Source organism: Coriobacteriia bacterium, assembly GCA_016649875.1.
In the GTDB taxonomy this organism is placed as follows: domain Bacteria; phylum Actinomycetota; class Coriobacteriia; order WRKU01; family JAENWW01; genus JAENWW01.
Map to the genome: position 1 here is coordinate 33,505 of JAENWW010000001.1, position 16,108 is coordinate 49,612.

Genomic DNA, 16,108 nt, shown 5'->3' on the forward strand with positions numbered 1-16,108 from the left:
GGCTACTCACCGCTCCCGTTCTCATCGTCGGCGTCTTCGTCGGTTTCGTTTAACTCGTATGCGCGGTAAACGGCCGCATCGACGGCATCGACGAAAGCCGAGCGCAGTCCGGCCGCTTCGAGTTCGTTCAAAGCTTGTATGGTCGTTCCGCCGGGACTCGTGACCATGTCGATGAGCACCTCGGGGTGAATATCGTTTTGTTCAATCATGGCCGCCGTACCGGCCATGGTCTGCACGCTGAGTTCTTGTGCAAGATCGCGCGTAAGCCCCTGCGTGATGCCTGCGCGCGTGAGCGCATCGATTACCAAGGCGAAATAAGCGGGACCCGAACCGGAAAGTGCAGCACCGGCATCCTGAAGATTTTCTTTTATGATGACCGCCTTGCCGAAGAGGGTGAAAAGTTCGCACGCAAGCTTTTCTTGAGCGGCGGAAGCACTCTTGCCAGCTGAAACCAGAGCCATTCCCCGTCCGACAATCGACGGTGTGTTGGGCATCACGCGAACGACGGGCCAACGACGTCCGAGAACCCGTTCTATCGAATCGGTCGATATTCCGACGGCGATCGAGATAAGCAACGGGCTTTTTGTGGCGGCTTTCACTTCCGAAAGCACGTCGAAAAATATCTGCGGTTTCACCGCCATAATCACGAAATCATCGGCGCCGATGTCATATGCGGAAAGCTCTGCCGCCGTCGAAACCGTCTCGATACCGAAAAGTTCTGTCAAAGCCTCACGATGTGACTTCGTCGGAGCGACAGCGAGCACCTCAGCGGGCTTGACTCGACCCGAAGCAAGAATGCCGGTAATAATCGCCTGCCCCATCTTGCCTGCACCGACGACGACTATGCGACCGGGAAATTCGATATCGGACTCGGACATAGGACCTCCTAGAAATTGCGTTTGGCGCCGAACGCACTGCCCGAACCGTATCGTTTCCGATCGGCATCCGACATTTCGACGTTGTGGGGTGTGAGCATGAAGACCGCGTCGGTCACTTTGTTGATCGCCCCGTCGAGAGCATATGTCAGACCGGACACGAAATCGATATAACGACGTTGCTGATCATTGGGAACCTGGCTCAAATCGAGGACGACGGGTGTCCCCGATTTGAATTTATCGGCGATATCCGATACTTCTTCGAAGTTGGTCGGTCGAGCATTGTAAATGCGCATCTGAGGAGCCATCGGTGTTATCGAAGCTCCGCCTTTGCCGGTGGGAACCGAACGCAGAGACGTACCGCTCGCCGCTTGTGCTCGCTCGAGATCGGGGGTGCGGATACGACGACGTACCGATCCCGAACTCGCGCCTGAGCCGTACGGCGACTCATACGCATACGTACGTTCCTCGATATCGAAGCTGTCGTCTCGTTGCGCAGGCTCTGCGACGGGTTCCTCTTCGTCCTCTTCCAACTCATCGCCGAAGCCGAGCGTTGATTTCAAGCGATCAAAAATACCCATAGCCCTTTTCCTTACGACTCGAAAAGCATGACAACTCATGCTTAATTATCTTTGAATAATGCCGTCCCCACTCGCACGAGAGTGGCGCCCTCTTCGATGGCGACTTCATAGTCGTTCGACATCCCCATGGAGAGCTCATCTAATTGTATCGTGCAATACCCCTGTGCGTCTGCGTATTCACGTAAAGAATCACGAAGAATCCGCAAATCTCTGAACACCCATCGTACGGTTTCTGCATCATCATGTGGAGCCATCGTCATCAGACCGTTTACCAAGACGTTTTCATACCCTGAAATCGCATCGCACACATCCTTCATACCACGCGCGGTAAACCCGTGTTTCGAGTCCTCCTCGGCGATATTTATCTGCAACAAGACAGGCTGCACGATACCGAGTTCGGCTGCGCGTTTATCGATGGCCGCAAGCAGATGAATCGAGTCGACCGAGTGAATGAGCTCGACTCTTCCTACCACCTTCTTCACCTTATTGGTCTGCAAAGAACCGATTAAATGAAATTTCGCTCCCGGGCAGTGTGCAAGTTTGTTCTCGAGTTCGGGAACGCGATTTTCACCGAAAACCGTTTGCCCTGTCTCCATTGCAGACAAAACCGTCTCAAAAGAGACGGTTTTTGATACCGCTATCAAAGTGACCGCTTCCTGCATCCGCCCACTACGCTGTTGCGCTTTTGCAAGGGAAGAACGAACGTTCTCGAAGTTCATCGCCAGTGTGTTCAAAACAGTCCTCACCCAATAGGTTCGTCGTTCGTGTCGTTGGTGACGTCTTCGAGCATATCGCGCTCGCCGGTGATAAGGTACGCGATGCGCTCACCGATATCGACCGCGTTGTCTGCAATGCGCTCGAGATAGCGCGCGGCGAGCACCATGGAAGACGCCCATTCGATGTCGTCTTCATCCGATAGACGTGAAAGTTCTCGGAAAAATTGTTTATAAAGGTGGTCGATGGGCTCATCGAGCTCGGGGAGTTTAAGTGTCAAATCGAGATCGCGTTTTTCAAGTGCCTCACGTGTGGCATCCACGACACGATACACTAAGTTTCCCTGTGCCTGGATGAGGTCGCACAAAGTCTGGGGGCCCCGACGATATGCGGTGCGACGGGCGGCCTTGGCGATGTTGACGGCCAAATCGGCCATGCGCTCCTCATGCATTGCGATGAACGCCATCGATTGCAGGAAGCGCAAGTCTCGAGCCACGGGGAACTGAGTTGCTATGATTTCGAGAACACGCTCTTCAACTCCGACGGTTCTCTCGTTGAAGACCTCATCGCCGACGATGACCTCTTGCGCCGTCTCTGCATCGCCTTCGACGAGCGCGGTGGTGGCCTTGCGGGCGACTTTGCCGACCTCGCGGAGGATGTCGATTACTTCATCTTCGACTTCGGTCATTTGCTGATTGAAATTCTCGCGCATATTATGTCTCCAAACTAAGTCGCCTCACCGAACTCGCGCATGCGATATCATCTTCTCCAAGTATACCTAGCCGAAACGGCCTGTAATGTAATCTTCCGTCCTTTTATCCATCGGAGATGTAAAAATTCCGTTAGTTTTGCCCGATTCGACCAAAACAGCCGGCTCACCGGCGACCTCTTGGAGGAAAAACGAGGTGTGATCACTGACACGAGCCGCCTGCTGCATGTTGTGCGTGACGATGACGATGGTGACTTGTTCCTTTATCTCAACCATCAGGTCTTCAATTTTTTGAACCGATGTCGGATCGATTGCCGAGCACGGCTCGTCCATCAACAGCACATCGGGCTGCACCGCGAGAACACGGGCGATGCAGAGTCGTTGCTGTTGACCACCGGAAATCGCCAAACCGCTTTTCCCGAGATTGCCCGACACCTCTTTCCAGAGGTTGGCACGCTTGAGTGCGCTCTCCACGATATGATCGAGCTCGGACTTGTTGTGAATTCCTTGAAGACGGGGACCGTAGGCGACGTTGTCATAAACCGACTGGGGAAACGGGTTCGGCTGCTGAAAAATCATACCCACGCGACGGCGAAGATCGACGGGATCGACCCCGGGACCGTATATGTTCGCCGAATCGAAGAGCATCGTTCCTTCGACACGCGTTCCCGCGATCAGATCGTTCATCCGATTCATGCAGCGCAAAAACGTCGTCTTTCCGCAGCCCGAAGGACCGATGAAAGCGGTGATGGCGTGCGACTTCACGTCCACCGAGATGTCAGTCAACGCATTGAAATCGCCATACCAAAAATCAAGATTGCGCACAAAAAACGCCGAATCGCCCGGATTGTCCACGAGCGGCTCGTTGTAAACCGTCCGGCGCGGTTTGCGGGTCACATTGGTTTCTTCCATCAGTCAACCTTCCGATATTTCTTTGAAATCCAGCGGGCGATCATATTGAACGCGAGGATGAGAATCATCAACAAGAACGCCGTACCGTATGCGGCCTTCATATTGATACCCTCGACGGCGAGTAGATAGAGATGCACCGGCATCGAGCGCCCGGAGTCAAGCGGCGTGACCGGCAAGTTGATTGCCTGACCCATCGTATAAAACACGACCGCGGTTTCTCCGACGGCACGCCCCATCGCCAAAACGAGTCCGGTGATGATACGCGGCATCGCCCAAGGCAAAACGACTTTCGACACGGTCTGCCACTTCGTTGCGCCGAGTCCGTAAGAACCCCAGCGAATGTAGCGCGGAACCGCCCTGATCGCCTCTTCGGTCGTTCTCATGACAATCGGCATCATGAGCAAGCTGAGCGCCATTGAGGCCGAAAGCATCGAAAGCGGAATTCCGAGTGTCTCGACGAAGAACGCGAACCCGAACAAGCCCATGACGATCGACGGCACCGAAGAAAGCGAGTCCGCCGCATAGCGAATGAGTCGAACGATGCGCCCTTGTTTGGCGTACTCGGCCAAATAAACCGCGGCAAGAACTGCAATCGGAGTCGTGATGATCATGGAGAGCGCGGTCACGTAAAGTGTCGAGACGATCGTCGGCCAGATGCCGCCCTCCGAGTTCACGCCCTTGGGCCAGGTGAAGATGAATGCGGGCGAAATGACCCCGATGCCGCGAATGATGATATATAAAATGATTATCGCAAACATCGCCACGGTGATTATCGCTGCAGTCCACAAAACTCCGAGCGCGATTTTATTGGAGGTGTTCTTATTCATTATGAACGCTCACCTCCTCCGGAACGCGAGAGTAGGCGTACGAGGCCCACCAGCCCCATGGATATGAGGAAAAGGATTGCGGCCATTCCGAATAACGCCGTGCGGTGAACGCCGCTCGCATATCCCATGTCCAAAACGATTTGGCTTGTCAACGTAGCGATCGGTTTGGCGATGCCTTTAAACATTTGAGGAGCGTTTCCCACGACCATGAGGACTGCCATGGTCTCTCCGATTGCACGGCCCATTCCCAAAATAACCGCGTCGATGATACCGATTTTCGCCGCCGGCAATACGACTTTATAGATGGTCTGCCATTGCGTGGCCCCCATCGCAAACGATGCCTCGCGTATTCCCATGGGGATCGAGTTCAAAGCATCCTCGGAAAGTGTGGCTATGGTCGGAACGATCATGATGGCCAAGATGATCCAAGCGGTAAGGGGTCCGAAACCGACGCCTCCGAAAATTTTTGCAACAATCGGTGTGACGATGACGACGCCGAAGAAGCCGTACACGACCGAAGGAATGCCCGCAAGCAATTCGACGGCGGGGCGCACGATACCGCGCACACGCTTCGTTGCGATTTCTGCGAGGAACACCGCCGTCAAGACGGCAAGTGGAGCACCGATTACGAGAGCTCCGATGGTCACCACGAACGACCCGACGACGAAGGGCACGATGCCGTACTGCTCGTTTGCAACAGACCACTTCATGCCCGTCAAAAAGTTTTTCAAACCGACTTCGGTCACAATCGGCCAAGCCTTGACGGCGACGAACACGAATATGGCACCGACTGCCACGACGGCGATGAACGCGCATACGAAAAAGAGCGACGCGAGTGCGGCTTCTTTCGCCTGGGTTGCGCGTGATACCAGTTGCAAATGTCCGGCGGATGCCCCCGCGGAAAGAGTCTCATTTTGCCTGTGCGCATCTGCCACGTGCGCATCTGCCGATTCGGTCTGCGTTTCGCACGCTTTATCGCTTTTATCCGTCACAGTCATCACTCTCCCCCCGTCTTGGCAGCCGCCGGAATGAAGCCGGCCTCGACGACCGGCCCGTTTTGGACGGCATCGGAGAGCACATAGTCTATGTATTCTTTAGTTAAACCGGTGGGCGTTCCTTTGACGAAAAAGTGCAATTCACGTGCAATGGGGTATTTTTTGCTCGTCACGTTTTCGACCGTGGGGGCAACGCCGTCGACGGAGAGCGCTTTGACATCATCGGTCACGAAACCGACGGATATGTAGCCGATTGCACCTTTCGTGCGTCCGACGACCTCTCGAACTTGCCCGGTACCGGGCAAAACGACGGAGTTCGTATTGAAAGATGCGGTGCCCATGATGATTTTTGAAAAAGCCTCACGCGTGCCTGAGGCTTCATCGCGGTTGATTCTTTCGATTTCAAGGTCGGGCCCGCCGAGTTCTTTCCAGTTGGTTATGTTGCCGGCGAAGATATCCCGGAGCTGCTCGCTCGAAAGATTTTTGACGGGATTTGATGGGCTGACGATGGCGGCAATGCCGTCGTGCGCGATGGGGATGTCTGTTAAACCGATTTTGAGTTCATCATCTGCAAGTTCTCTCGAGGAAGTACCGATTTGAGCCGTGCCCATGCTCACCGCCTCGATACCGGACGAAGAACCCATGCCCGAGACGAGAACGGACTTGCCCTCGTGCGCCGTCATGAACTGTTCGGCCGCCTGCTCTGCGATGGGCAAGACGGTGGTGGACCCCGAAACAACGATGCTGTTGGCCGTCCCGCTCGTGTTCGAACACCCGCCGAGAAGCAAAACCGAGCCGAGCACAACGCTTATCGTGCTCGCAATAACGGCGCGAGACAAGACGGCGCGCCCTATCGCATGCATGCCAACGCACCATGACGACCCGTCACGCCGTTTTCTGCTCGATAAGAATAGAAGTGTTTCGTTGTTTCTACGCTGCACACGTCGAGTGAGACGATGTTGCAAGGTAAAACTCCTAATTTCATAAGCGATTCGCGAATCGCATCTGCCAAGTCGAAACTCACGGTACCGTCGCTCGAATCATTCGGTGCAAAAACACGTGCTGAATCTGCGAACGAGACCTTTGACAATGTATCAAATTTGGCTGCAAATTGCGATGCGATGTCTAAAGATACTTTAAAGTTCTTCGGCCCGATGTAAGGCCCGATATACACCAACAGTTCGCTTGGCTCAATCCCGAATGAGGTCTGCATTTTTCGCGCGGCAACCGCGGATATCTCTTCGAGCGTCCCTCTCCAGCCGGAATGGACCACCGATACGGCGCGCGGACGTCGAGGGCTGACCATGATGACGGGAACGCAGTCCGCAAAACAGAGAAGAAGCGGTGTGTCGGTTCGATCGGTGATCAAAGCATCCGTATCGGGCAGAGGTTCGAGGGAAACTTGAGTGTCTCTCTCGATGACGGCGGTGTGTGTCCCATGCACTTGCCGGGCGGAAACCAAACGCGAACAGGCGACATCACCGACCTCGAGTGCGCGCAATACTGCCTCTCGGTTTTCTTGGACATGGTCGGGATTATCCCCGACATGCAAGCCGAGATTGAGGGATTCATACGGGGGCTTGCTCACTCCGCCGGTTCGTTCCGTGAAAGCGATACGAATTCCGCACTCATCGTATAAGTCGACATCGGTATGAAAGGAGATTCCCCCACGTGTAATCCGAGTGAGAGACGGCTTGATGATTTGCATGTCTGCGCCCTTAATCGTATCTTGAAACATCAAAAAAGGCCCAATGGTGACGAGGTCGCTCCGTCGTCACCATTGGGCCTAAACTAAATATATTCTTTTCTTAACATTTGTGCAAGAATTTTTACATATTTTCCGCACTATTTCTTCACTATTCCGAAAGCGCTTTCAGCGTCCTACCTAAAATGAGCGCTTCTTTAAGAAATCGGGAATATCAATTTCCTCATCGGAACCGAAATTGAAGACGGGAGGCTTTTCAAAACTCTCCGTCTCTCCGCTGCTGAATCCGAGCTTCTGCTGTTCCTTCTTCTTCGTGACCCCGGCGAAACCGGTCGCGATGACCGTCACACGAATCGCTTCGCCGAGTGAATCGTCGATAACCGCTCCAAAAATGATGTTCGCCTCGGGAGACGCGGCATTCGCGACGATTTCCGCCGCCTCGTTCGCTTCGAGAAGTCCTAAATCGCTTCCGCCTGCGATGGAAAGCAGCACTCCGCTCGCTCCTTGGATGGAAGACTCGAGCAGCGGACTCGAAATTGCCGCCTGAGCTGCCTCCGTTGCACGGCCGTCACCTTCAGCGATTCCGATTCCCATAAGTGCGGATCCGGCATCTTGCATGATGGTGCGAACGTCTGCGAAGTCGAGGTTTATGAGACCGGGAACGGTAATCAAGTCGGTGATGCCTTGAGTACCCTGGCGCAGTACATCGTCGGCAAAGCGGAATGCATCGAGTATCGAAGTTTTCTTTTCAGCGACTTGCAAAAGACGATCATTGGGAATGATTATGAGCGTATCGACACTCTCGGAAAGACGTTTGATTCCCTCTTCGGCCTGGAGTGCGCGCTTGCGTCCCTCGAATGCGAACGGACGCGTGACGACACCGACAGTGAGCGCGCCTATTTCATCCTTGGCGATTTGTGAGATGACGGGAGCGGCGCCCGTGCCGGTTCCGCCACCTTCACCTGCGGTGATGAAAACCATATCGGCACCTTGAAGGGCCTCTCTGATTTCATCACCGTTTTCTTCGGCGGCCTCATGGCCGATATCGGGATTCGCACCTGCTCCGAGTCCCTTGGTGAGGTTTACACCGATGTGCACTTTGTAATCGGCATCAGACATCAAAAGTGCTTGGGCATCGGTGTTCACCGCGATGAACTCAACACCTTTCACACCGGCTTCGATCATGCGATTGATGGCATTCGTTCCGCCGCCGCCAACGCCCACGACCTTAATTACCGCAAGATAGTTTGCTCCGGTTTCAAGCATCATTCCAGCCTTCCTGTTTCGCACTACTGTCCGTGATGTGTTTTCAGCACTCATGTGTGTCTCAGTTTCTATCTGTGTGTAACCGATAACCCTCAAGTTAAAGTTTAACTTTAAGGTTCAGTAATAACACTTAATAATCCCACAACGCAAATAAATAGCAAAGCAAATGATTGATTTTATCTCAATGCAAGGTTGAGACTTTGAGAAAAATACCAGCTGAGAGAGCGTATCCATAGAGTAATTTATTTATTATTTTAGTCCGCGCCATGTCGGCGCATCCACGGATCTCACATTAATGAGCACAACATTGCCCGCCTGGGCCTTGAGAATGGAACGCGCGATTCTGTCTTTCAAAGCTATATTGCTCGCATCTCCGATGGCGATTTCAATCCCTATTTTCGTGAAGATTTCCGTTTTGGTGACGCTCGGACAGCTTATTCGTTCGACCTGAGAAAACAACTCATCGCTCAAACCCGCAACGATTCGCATCGCATTTGCGATTTCAGGAGATGACGTCTTCTTCCCCTCTTTCGCAGTTGTCACAGGCATGTCTTTTATAATGCCGAGATTCGCAGCATCGAATTGCGTATCATAGCGTGTGTCCAGGCCCGAAGTTGTGCCTTTCCCCTCTCCGCTCACTTTCCCGAGCCACACACCCTCATCATCGATGAGCCATCGTTGCGCGGATGGAAATACGACCACTGCTGCCGGTTTACGCTCGACTACCGTTATCAAAACGGTATGGGGAAGTTTCTTGCGAATTTCTGCCGATACAATCCAGGGGTCGTCCGTGATCTTTCGTTCAATGGATTTTTTATCGAGTGTGAGCACGGAACTTCTCTGCGCGATTGCCGCTATTTTCTTGATGGTCGAACTTTCGACTGCCGAATTGTTTTTTACAACGATATCCGTCGCATAGAACACCGGACCGCGTACCAAAACGGCTGCACCCCATACAAGGAGAACAAGCAGTACAATAAACAGCACTCCGAACACGAATCTCCGAATGAGGCGCTCTGTCTTGCGTTGGAGCCTTTCGTCGCGCTTAAGTGATGAAAGTCTCTGCTTTTTGGTGAGATGCCCTTCGAGGCGTGGCGAGCGAGAAGGCTGCCTCTTCGTTTTCCTCTGCCCGTCCGCATCGGAAATACGACTCGGCCCGGCCGGCGATTTCGTTTTTCTCAGCGAAGTTCTCTCGGCAAAATCCAGTGGCGCGCGATCGACTCGATGCTCGGCACTCTTCTGCCGTGAATTCGACCGATTTTTAGAGGAATCTGATTTCTGTCTTGAGTCTGACGCCATATGTATTGAAAACCTTTTCTTGAACGATCTCTATCAGTTGTTTCACATCCAGAGAAGTTGCTCCGCCGGTGTTGACGATGAAGTTTGCATGTACCTCGGAAATTTTTGCACCGCCGATGTATAAACCTTTCAGTCCACACGCATCGATGAGTCTCCCCGCCGAATGCCCCTGCGGATTTCTGAAGATACTTCCCGCATTCGGCTCGGTGAGCGGTTGGGTACTTTTGCGGTGTGCGAATGCCTCTCTCATACCGATGCGCGACGCATCGGTATCGCCGGCACACAGCCCTTTGAATGTCACTGAAAGAATCAGGTACTCATCCCGCAGACTCGAATAACGGTATCCCCAATCTATGTCATCATAGCTCAAAGTCGAGATATCCCCGTCGAAAGCACAAACTTCTACGGACTCGACGAAATCATCCACCCAAACAGTTCGCGTTCCGGCATTCATCGCGACAGCTCCTCCGACCGTGCCGGGAATCCCTCCGAAAATTTCCAGTCCGACGAGTCCGGCATCAAGCGTATCCTCGACCAACCGACGAAACGGTGTCGCTGCGCCTGCGATTGCACCGTCCGTCTCAATATGGACATGAGAAAAACCCGAGCCGAAGCATATCACCGCACCTTCATAGCCCTTATCGGAGCAAACATAGTTCGACCCGACGCCTATGATGGCGAAACGAATACCTTCTTGCGAAAACAAATCTATGAGCCGTTTCAGCTCATCCACGGTTTCAATCGTAATAAAAGCATCGGCGGGGCCGCCGATTTTTATCGTCGTATGCTTATGCAAAGGCTCGCCGAAAGATACGCGATCCCCCACCACCGCCTTTATGGCGTCTCTGTATTTGAAAACTTCATCAGCCATGTATTCCGCCTAGCCTCTAAGAACGTCGACGAGTTCGGGTCCGATGGTCGTCACATCGCCGGCGCCCATGGTCAAGACGATGTCTCCCGGGAGAGCGATTGCCTTGAGATAGGGGGCTATTTCATCACGATGCGGGATGAAAGCGACTTGAGCCCGAGGATACCGCTCGAGAATCGATTCGACTATCGAACGCCCACTCACTCCGGGAATAGGTTCTTCTCCGGCGCTGTATACGTCGAGAATCACCGTCTTGTCGGCTTCCGTGAACGCTTTCCCAAAATCATCGACCAACGTCTGCACACGGGTGTAGCGATGCGGTTGGAAGGCCACGACCACACGATTAAAGCCCAAGCCTGCGGCAGCGGATAACGTTGCCGCTATTTCAGTCGGATGATGTCCGTAGTCATCGACCACGGTAATATCGTTCACTTCACCGACGAGGTCGAACCGACGCCGCACCCCGCTGAAGGAGCGCAGCCCCTTCGCGGCTGCTCGAATATCGAACCCGAGCACCGCAGCCACCGTCAATGCGGCTGTTGCGTTGGAAACCATGTGCTCACCTGGCACGACGACGCTCGACGTGGCAAGACACCGCCCCTCATGGTAAAGTTCGAACTCGCTTCCGACGCCTGCACGAGCGACGATTTTGTAATAATAATCACACGATTCACGCTTGCCGAAAGTCACAATCTTCTTGCCTTCGATTTTTCCGGCAATTTCAACGAGGTCATCATCGTCGCCGCAAATGACGATTGCCCCATCCTCATGCGTACTGCTCATGAACGTCTTGAATATATCCTTGATATCCTCGAAAGAGGCATAGTGGTCGAGGTGATCGGGCTCCATATTCATTACCACCGAGACGAAAGGATCGAGAAAAACAAACGAGCCGTCGCTCTCATCGGCCTCGACGACATAGAGATCACCTTTCCCGTTTTCGGCGTTTGCATCGACTCCGTCGACGACACCGCCCACACAAAAACTCGGCGATTCGCCCATGGCGCGAAACATGGTGGCGACCATGGCGCTCGTGGAGGTTTTACCATGGGTGCCCGCAACAGCGATAGTCTTTCTCGTCCCCGAAAGATACGCGAGCATTTGAGCTCGTGGCCACACCTGGATACCACGCGCGCGCGCTACGACGACTTCGGGATTCAACTCGGGTATGGCAGTCGAAACCACGACGACATCGGGATCGGCGATATTCTCGGCGCTGTGTCCGACGAAAATCGTCGCTCCGAGTTCACGCAAATTTCGAACATATTTAGAATCTTTCAAATCGCTTCCGCTCACACTTGCGCCGCGCGCAAGCAGTATACGAGCCAAAGCGCTCATACCGGCACCGCCGACCCCGACAAAATGGGCCTTAACGGTCTCGGGAGTATAGGGCAAAGAACTACATTCCACTACGGACTCCAATACACTTACTTCTCATCATCAATAACCGAGTATATACCATCGACCAAGAGCTCAGTCGCATTTCGCCCTCCGAGCCTTGAGGAGGCCTGCCCCATCTTCCGTCTGAGCGCAGTGTCGTCGACCAACTCGAAAAGAGTATCACGCAACACACCTGAGTCGAGTTCGGAGTCTGTAATCAACCTCGCCGCGCCGTGATCGACTAAGGCGCGCGCATTCTTAGTTTGATGATCACCGGTCGCGTAAGGATACGGCACCAGGACCGAAGGCACACCCAAAGCCGTCAGCTCGGCGATGGAAGTTGCACCGGCGCGACAGAGTGCGAGATCTGTCGCTGCCAATACTTCACCCATATTCTCCACGTACGAACGAACCGTCAAACGAGTATCATCGACCAGATCGCCCAAGCTCTCGCAAACGGCATCATATTCACCGGCGCCCGTCATATGCAACACTTTGACGCCTCCGTGATTGAGAAGCTCCCCGATACATGAGGAAAACGCCGCATTGATGTGACGAGCACCTCGGCTCCCTCCGAAAACAAAAATGAATACTTCGTCTTCTTTAAGCCCGAGTTCGGCGCGCGCTTGAGCGCGGTTCGCCGTGAGTATTTCTTTACGTACGGGATTCCCCGTGACGATGACTTCGCCTTTCGCGACTTTTTCCATGGCGGAGACCGTGTCGGGATACGTCACGCAGACCAAAGAAGCATACTTGGCCAGAAAATTGTTCGCCATGCCCGCAACGGAATTTTGCTCATGGATGATAAGCGGCGTATGCGTTCTACTCGCAGCGACTCCCACCGGAATCGACACATACCCGCCGAAACCGATCACCGCCTGTGCGCCGAAATTCTTCAGGAGCTTTTTCGCTTTAAAACTCGATGAGGCAACCATTGCACCCGACGTGAGAAACGACAACGGTTTCGAACGATTGAAACCTGCCGCCGGCAGCGCGACGAAGTCGATGCCCGCACGGGCGACGAGCTTTGACTCGAGGCCCTTATCGGTGCCGACGAACACTATATCGTGACCGAGCTCGACGAGCCTATCGGCGAGTGCGAGAGCCGGGTAAATGTGACCCGCCGTCCCACCGCCACTCAAGACTATCTTCATCTTCTTCCTCCGTGTGTTTCGTGCGTCGTGTTCCGGTTTTCGTTTTACCGGTAGGTTTATTTTTCACTCCGCGTTCACGCTTTGCGTCAAGTTTGTTTTTGCTCTTCACCGTGGCACTCCGGGTAGTGTCATTCCTCCCGGCTCCGACGCACTTGGGCTCGGGCTGCTTGCCGAATCGTGCAACCGACAAAATAATTCCCAGTAGCGCAAAAGAGGTAATCATCGCCGATCCGCCGAGCGTCACGAAGGGAAGAGGTTTTCCGGTGACAGGCCCCAAACCGATGACTGAGAAAATATTCAAAATCGCTTGGGTCATCAACATCGTGAGGGCTCCACCGGCCAAAGCTCGACCGAAAGAGTCGGTCGCCTCATAGGCGATTTTGAAGCCGCCCCATAAAACAAGTGCAAATCCCCCGAGGACGGCAATCGAGCCCGGAATTCCGAGTTCCTCGCCGATTATCGCGAGGATGAAGTCGTTTTGCGCTTCGGGAAGATAGAAATACTTCTGACGCGACAGCCCCGGTCCCAGACCCGTAAGTCCGCCGGAGCCGAAAGCGAGTTTAGCTTGCGTGACCTGCCATTTCGCGCCGTTCCCTTGGTCCGCCAGATTGAGAAACACCAAAATACGTTTGAGGCGATAGGGAGTTTGCGCGATTGCAATAGCTGCGACCACGGCGACGCCGATTAAAATCACCCCGAGCGGCTTGAGCGGAAGTTCCAAAATCAAGTACGCGGCCAGAAGGCCCACCATGATGATTATCACATTGCCGGTCTCAGGCTGTTTCAGGATAAGCACAAGCGAAGCAAAAGCGATGATACCTGGAATGATCCAAATATCGCGATCCCTGATGTGGTCGTGCCCTCGTTGATGAACCTTATACATCGCTGCCGTTATCAGGATCAAAAGTACCGGCTTGGCAAACTCCGAAGGCTGCAACGATTGTCCGAACACGACAATCCAACGCTTCGCGTTATTGACTTCCACTCCGAAGATGGGCACGACGATGAGCAAAAGCAACACGATTGCACCCATCGCGATAGCCGCCTGCGAATTGCTGTATTTCCGGTAATTCATTCTCGAAATCGCCCAGGCAAGAGCACAGCCCAACAGTAGGGAGACGAGCTGCTTGACCCCCACTCCCATGATATTCGTCTTTATCGAAGCGAGCCCGGCGAGTTTTCCTTGCTTTGCGAGTGTTGCGGCCGATTTCGAGACCTGGTTGATAACCGTTTCTCCGCTCGATGCGGAGACGACCATCAACAGCCCGACTCCCGCCAAAATCAAAACACCGGCGAGCACCGCATAAAAGGCAAACGAGCCTCCGACCCGACTATGTGCGCCGAGCTGTTTGCGTCGCCCGCCTTTTTCGTCGCCCTTTTTTGCCTTGGCTGCTTTTTTGCGGACATCATCGATATGTGTGGTCGAAGCCGTCATGAGAGACGTTTCGCGCTTTCATTCCCGACGAGCCTGACGAACTCGCGCCCCCGATGTTCGAAAGAGCTGAACTCATCAAAGGATGCATTCGCAGGTGACAAAAGCACGCAGTCTCCGGGCAATGCCCTCTCTTGAGCGCGCTCGACCGCATCCGTCATGGTAGCGCGTACAGAGGTGCGCACGTTCGATTCGTCGAAACCGACAAGTTCACGCTCGACGGAGGAAAAATCATCGAACAAGGTGTTTTTCGCCTCACCGAAACAAATGACTTCTTTTATGTTGGGCTTTGCAAAAGCGTAACGTGCCAATTCGAGGAATCGGTTTCCCTTGTTGCGTCCACCGACGAGAAGAATCAGCGGCTGGCTTTCAAACGCGGACAATGCTTTGAACACCGCATCGGGATTCGTTGCCTTGGAATCGTTATACCACTGCACTCCGCCCCTCGTCACCACAAGTTCCAGTCTGTGCTCGACAGGAAGAAAACTCTTCAGCGCCGAGGCGATCTTTGCATCGTCGACGCCGAACGCCCGGGCGATATGCGCCGCGAAAAGCGCATTTGAAATATTGTGCGGACCTTTGATGTTGAGCTCGTCGGGCTTCGCCCACGTGAAGATTTCCTCATCGGCCCGTGAAATACCGATTACGTCGGCACCGGTTCGCTCGGCCGGTGAGACGACTTTTCTCGTTTCCGTATCATCAGAGTTGAGAAGAACCACATCGCCTTGCCCGCAATTCTTGAAAACGCGCGCTTTGTCATCCGCATAGTTTTCCAGGGTACCGTGCCAATTGATATGATCCGGCGTTATGTTGAGCAACGCACAAACACGCGGCTTGAACGTATCTATGGCATGAAGTTGAAAAGAGGACACTTCGGCGACGAACACCGAATCTTTCCGCGCCGTTTCCACCGCTTCGATTGCCGGCGTACCGATATTTCCGACACTTATCGCATCGATACCTGCACCTTTCAGCATATGGGTGGTCAGCGCAGTCGTCGTCGTCTTCCCGTTCGTCCCCGTAATGGCGACCCAGTCCCCTTCGCTTTGCCCATAGGCGAACTCGATTTCTGAGATTATTTTATCCGTATGTTCCTCGATGGAACGATACATCGGACTCAGCGGACTGAAACCGGGACTCATGACGCAGGTGTCGAACGTTTGATCGACGTCTAGCTCATCAATACCGAAAAGAGTATTCACTTTATCAAAGCCTGCGATTTTTTCGATTTCGGACAGGAGGCGGGGATTCGAAGAAGAATCGACCACCGTTAAAGAATCGAATATGTCGGGATGTTTGAGGAAATACGATACTGCCGCCACGCCCGACTTTCCCAAGCCGGCGACCAGCACACGCCCCAAAGGCATTCCGTAAGTAATATCACGCCGCAC

16 protein-coding genes are annotated in these 16,108 nt (G+C 53.6%); all 16 read right to left on the bottom strand.

The window, feature by feature from the left end; all coding sequences use genetic code 11:
* Window positions 1-2: 2 nt before the first annotated feature.
* Complete coding sequence (proC, locus tag JJE36_00170) at window positions 3-878, bottom strand: pyrroline-5-carboxylate reductase (protein ID MBK5210733.1); 876 nt, start codon at window positions 876-878, stop codon at window positions 3-5.
* An 8-nt stretch (window positions 879-886) separates the two neighbouring features.
* Window positions 887-1,456, bottom strand: a complete 570-nt coding sequence (locus JJE36_00175; GenBank protein MBK5210734.1) for a cell division protein SepF — start codon at window positions 1,454-1,456, stop codon at window positions 887-889.
* Window positions 1,457-1,497: 41 nt separating this feature from the next.
* Window positions 1,498-2,190 (bottom strand): YggS family pyridoxal phosphate-dependent enzyme, encoded by a 693-nt coding sequence (locus tag JJE36_00180; GenBank protein MBK5210735.1) that lies wholly within the window; start codon window positions 2,188-2,190, stop codon window positions 1,498-1,500.
* An 8-nt stretch (window positions 2,191-2,198) separates the two neighbouring features.
* Complete coding sequence (gene phoU / locus JJE36_00185; GenBank protein ID MBK5210736.1) at window positions 2,199-2,882, bottom strand: phosphate signaling complex protein PhoU; 684 nt, start codon at window positions 2,880-2,882, stop codon at window positions 2,199-2,201.
* Between the two features lie 66 nt (window positions 2,883-2,948).
* Window positions 2,949-3,791 (bottom strand): phosphate ABC transporter ATP-binding protein, encoded by an 843-nt coding sequence (gene pstB / locus JJE36_00190; protein MBK5210737.1) that lies wholly within the window; start codon window positions 3,789-3,791, stop codon window positions 2,949-2,951.
* Window positions 3,791-4,618: a phosphate ABC transporter permease PstA gene (gene pstA, locus JJE36_00195; protein MBK5210738.1), complete on the bottom strand. Its 828-nt coding sequence runs from the start codon at window positions 4,616-4,618 to the stop codon at window positions 3,791-3,793. The genes pstB and pstA overlap by 1 nt, the downstream gene beginning before the upstream one ends.
* Entirely contained in the window at window positions 4,618-5,616 is a 999-nt protein-coding gene (pstC, locus tag JJE36_00200) for a phosphate ABC transporter permease subunit PstC (GenBank protein MBK5210739.1), read from the bottom strand. Before pstC ends, pstA begins: the two co-directional genes overlap by 1 nt.
* A complete protein-coding gene (locus JJE36_00205) occupies window positions 5,616-6,476 on the bottom strand; it encodes a phosphate ABC transporter substrate-binding protein (protein ID MBK5210740.1) in 861 nt (286 codons plus the stop codon). The genes pstC and JJE36_00205 overlap by 1 nt, the downstream gene beginning before the upstream one ends.
* A complete protein-coding gene (pgeF, locus tag JJE36_00210; protein ID MBK5210741.1) occupies window positions 6,464-7,354 on the bottom strand; it encodes a peptidoglycan editing factor PgeF in 891 nt (296 codons plus the stop codon). Before pgeF ends, JJE36_00205 begins: the two co-directional genes overlap by 13 nt.
* A 144-nt stretch (window positions 7,355-7,498) precedes the next feature.
* Window positions 7,499-8,584 carry a cell division protein FtsZ gene (ftsZ, locus tag JJE36_00215; protein MBK5210742.1) on the bottom strand — a complete coding sequence of 362 codons (1,086 nt, stop codon included), beginning with the start codon at window positions 8,582-8,584 and terminating at the stop codon, window positions 7,499-7,501.
* Window positions 8,585-8,833: 249 nt separating this feature from the next.
* Window positions 8,834-9,883, bottom strand: coding sequence for an FtsQ-type POTRA domain-containing protein (locus JJE36_00220; GenBank protein MBK5210743.1), 1,050 nt, complete (start codon window positions 9,881-9,883; stop codon window positions 8,834-8,836).
* Window positions 9,846-10,754: a UDP-N-acetylmuramate dehydrogenase gene (murB, locus tag JJE36_00225; protein MBK5210744.1), complete on the bottom strand. Its 909-nt coding sequence runs from the start codon at window positions 10,752-10,754 to the stop codon at window positions 9,846-9,848. The genes JJE36_00220 and murB overlap by 38 nt, the downstream gene beginning before the upstream one ends.
* A gap of 9 nt (window positions 10,755-10,763) precedes the next feature.
* Window positions 10,764-12,089, bottom strand: a complete 1,326-nt coding sequence (locus JJE36_00230) for a UDP-N-acetylmuramate--L-alanine ligase (GenBank protein MBK5210745.1) — start codon at window positions 12,087-12,089, stop codon at window positions 10,764-10,766.
* An 89-nt stretch (window positions 12,090-12,178) separates the two neighbouring features.
* Complete coding sequence (murG, locus tag JJE36_00235) at window positions 12,179-13,285, bottom strand: undecaprenyldiphospho-muramoylpentapeptide beta-N-acetylglucosaminyltransferase (protein ID MBK5210746.1); 1,107 nt, start codon at window positions 13,283-13,285, stop codon at window positions 12,179-12,181.
* On the bottom strand, window positions 13,218-14,720 hold the full coding sequence (locus JJE36_00240) for an FtsW/RodA/SpoVE family cell cycle protein (GenBank protein MBK5210747.1): 1,503 nt from the start codon (window positions 14,718-14,720) through the stop codon (window positions 13,218-13,220). Before JJE36_00240 ends, murG begins: the two co-directional genes overlap by 68 nt.
* Window positions 14,717-16,108, bottom strand: a complete 1,392-nt coding sequence (gene murD / locus JJE36_00245; GenBank protein MBK5210748.1) for a UDP-N-acetylmuramoyl-L-alanine--D-glutamate ligase — start codon at window positions 16,106-16,108, stop codon at window positions 14,717-14,719. Before murD ends, JJE36_00240 begins: the two co-directional genes overlap by 4 nt.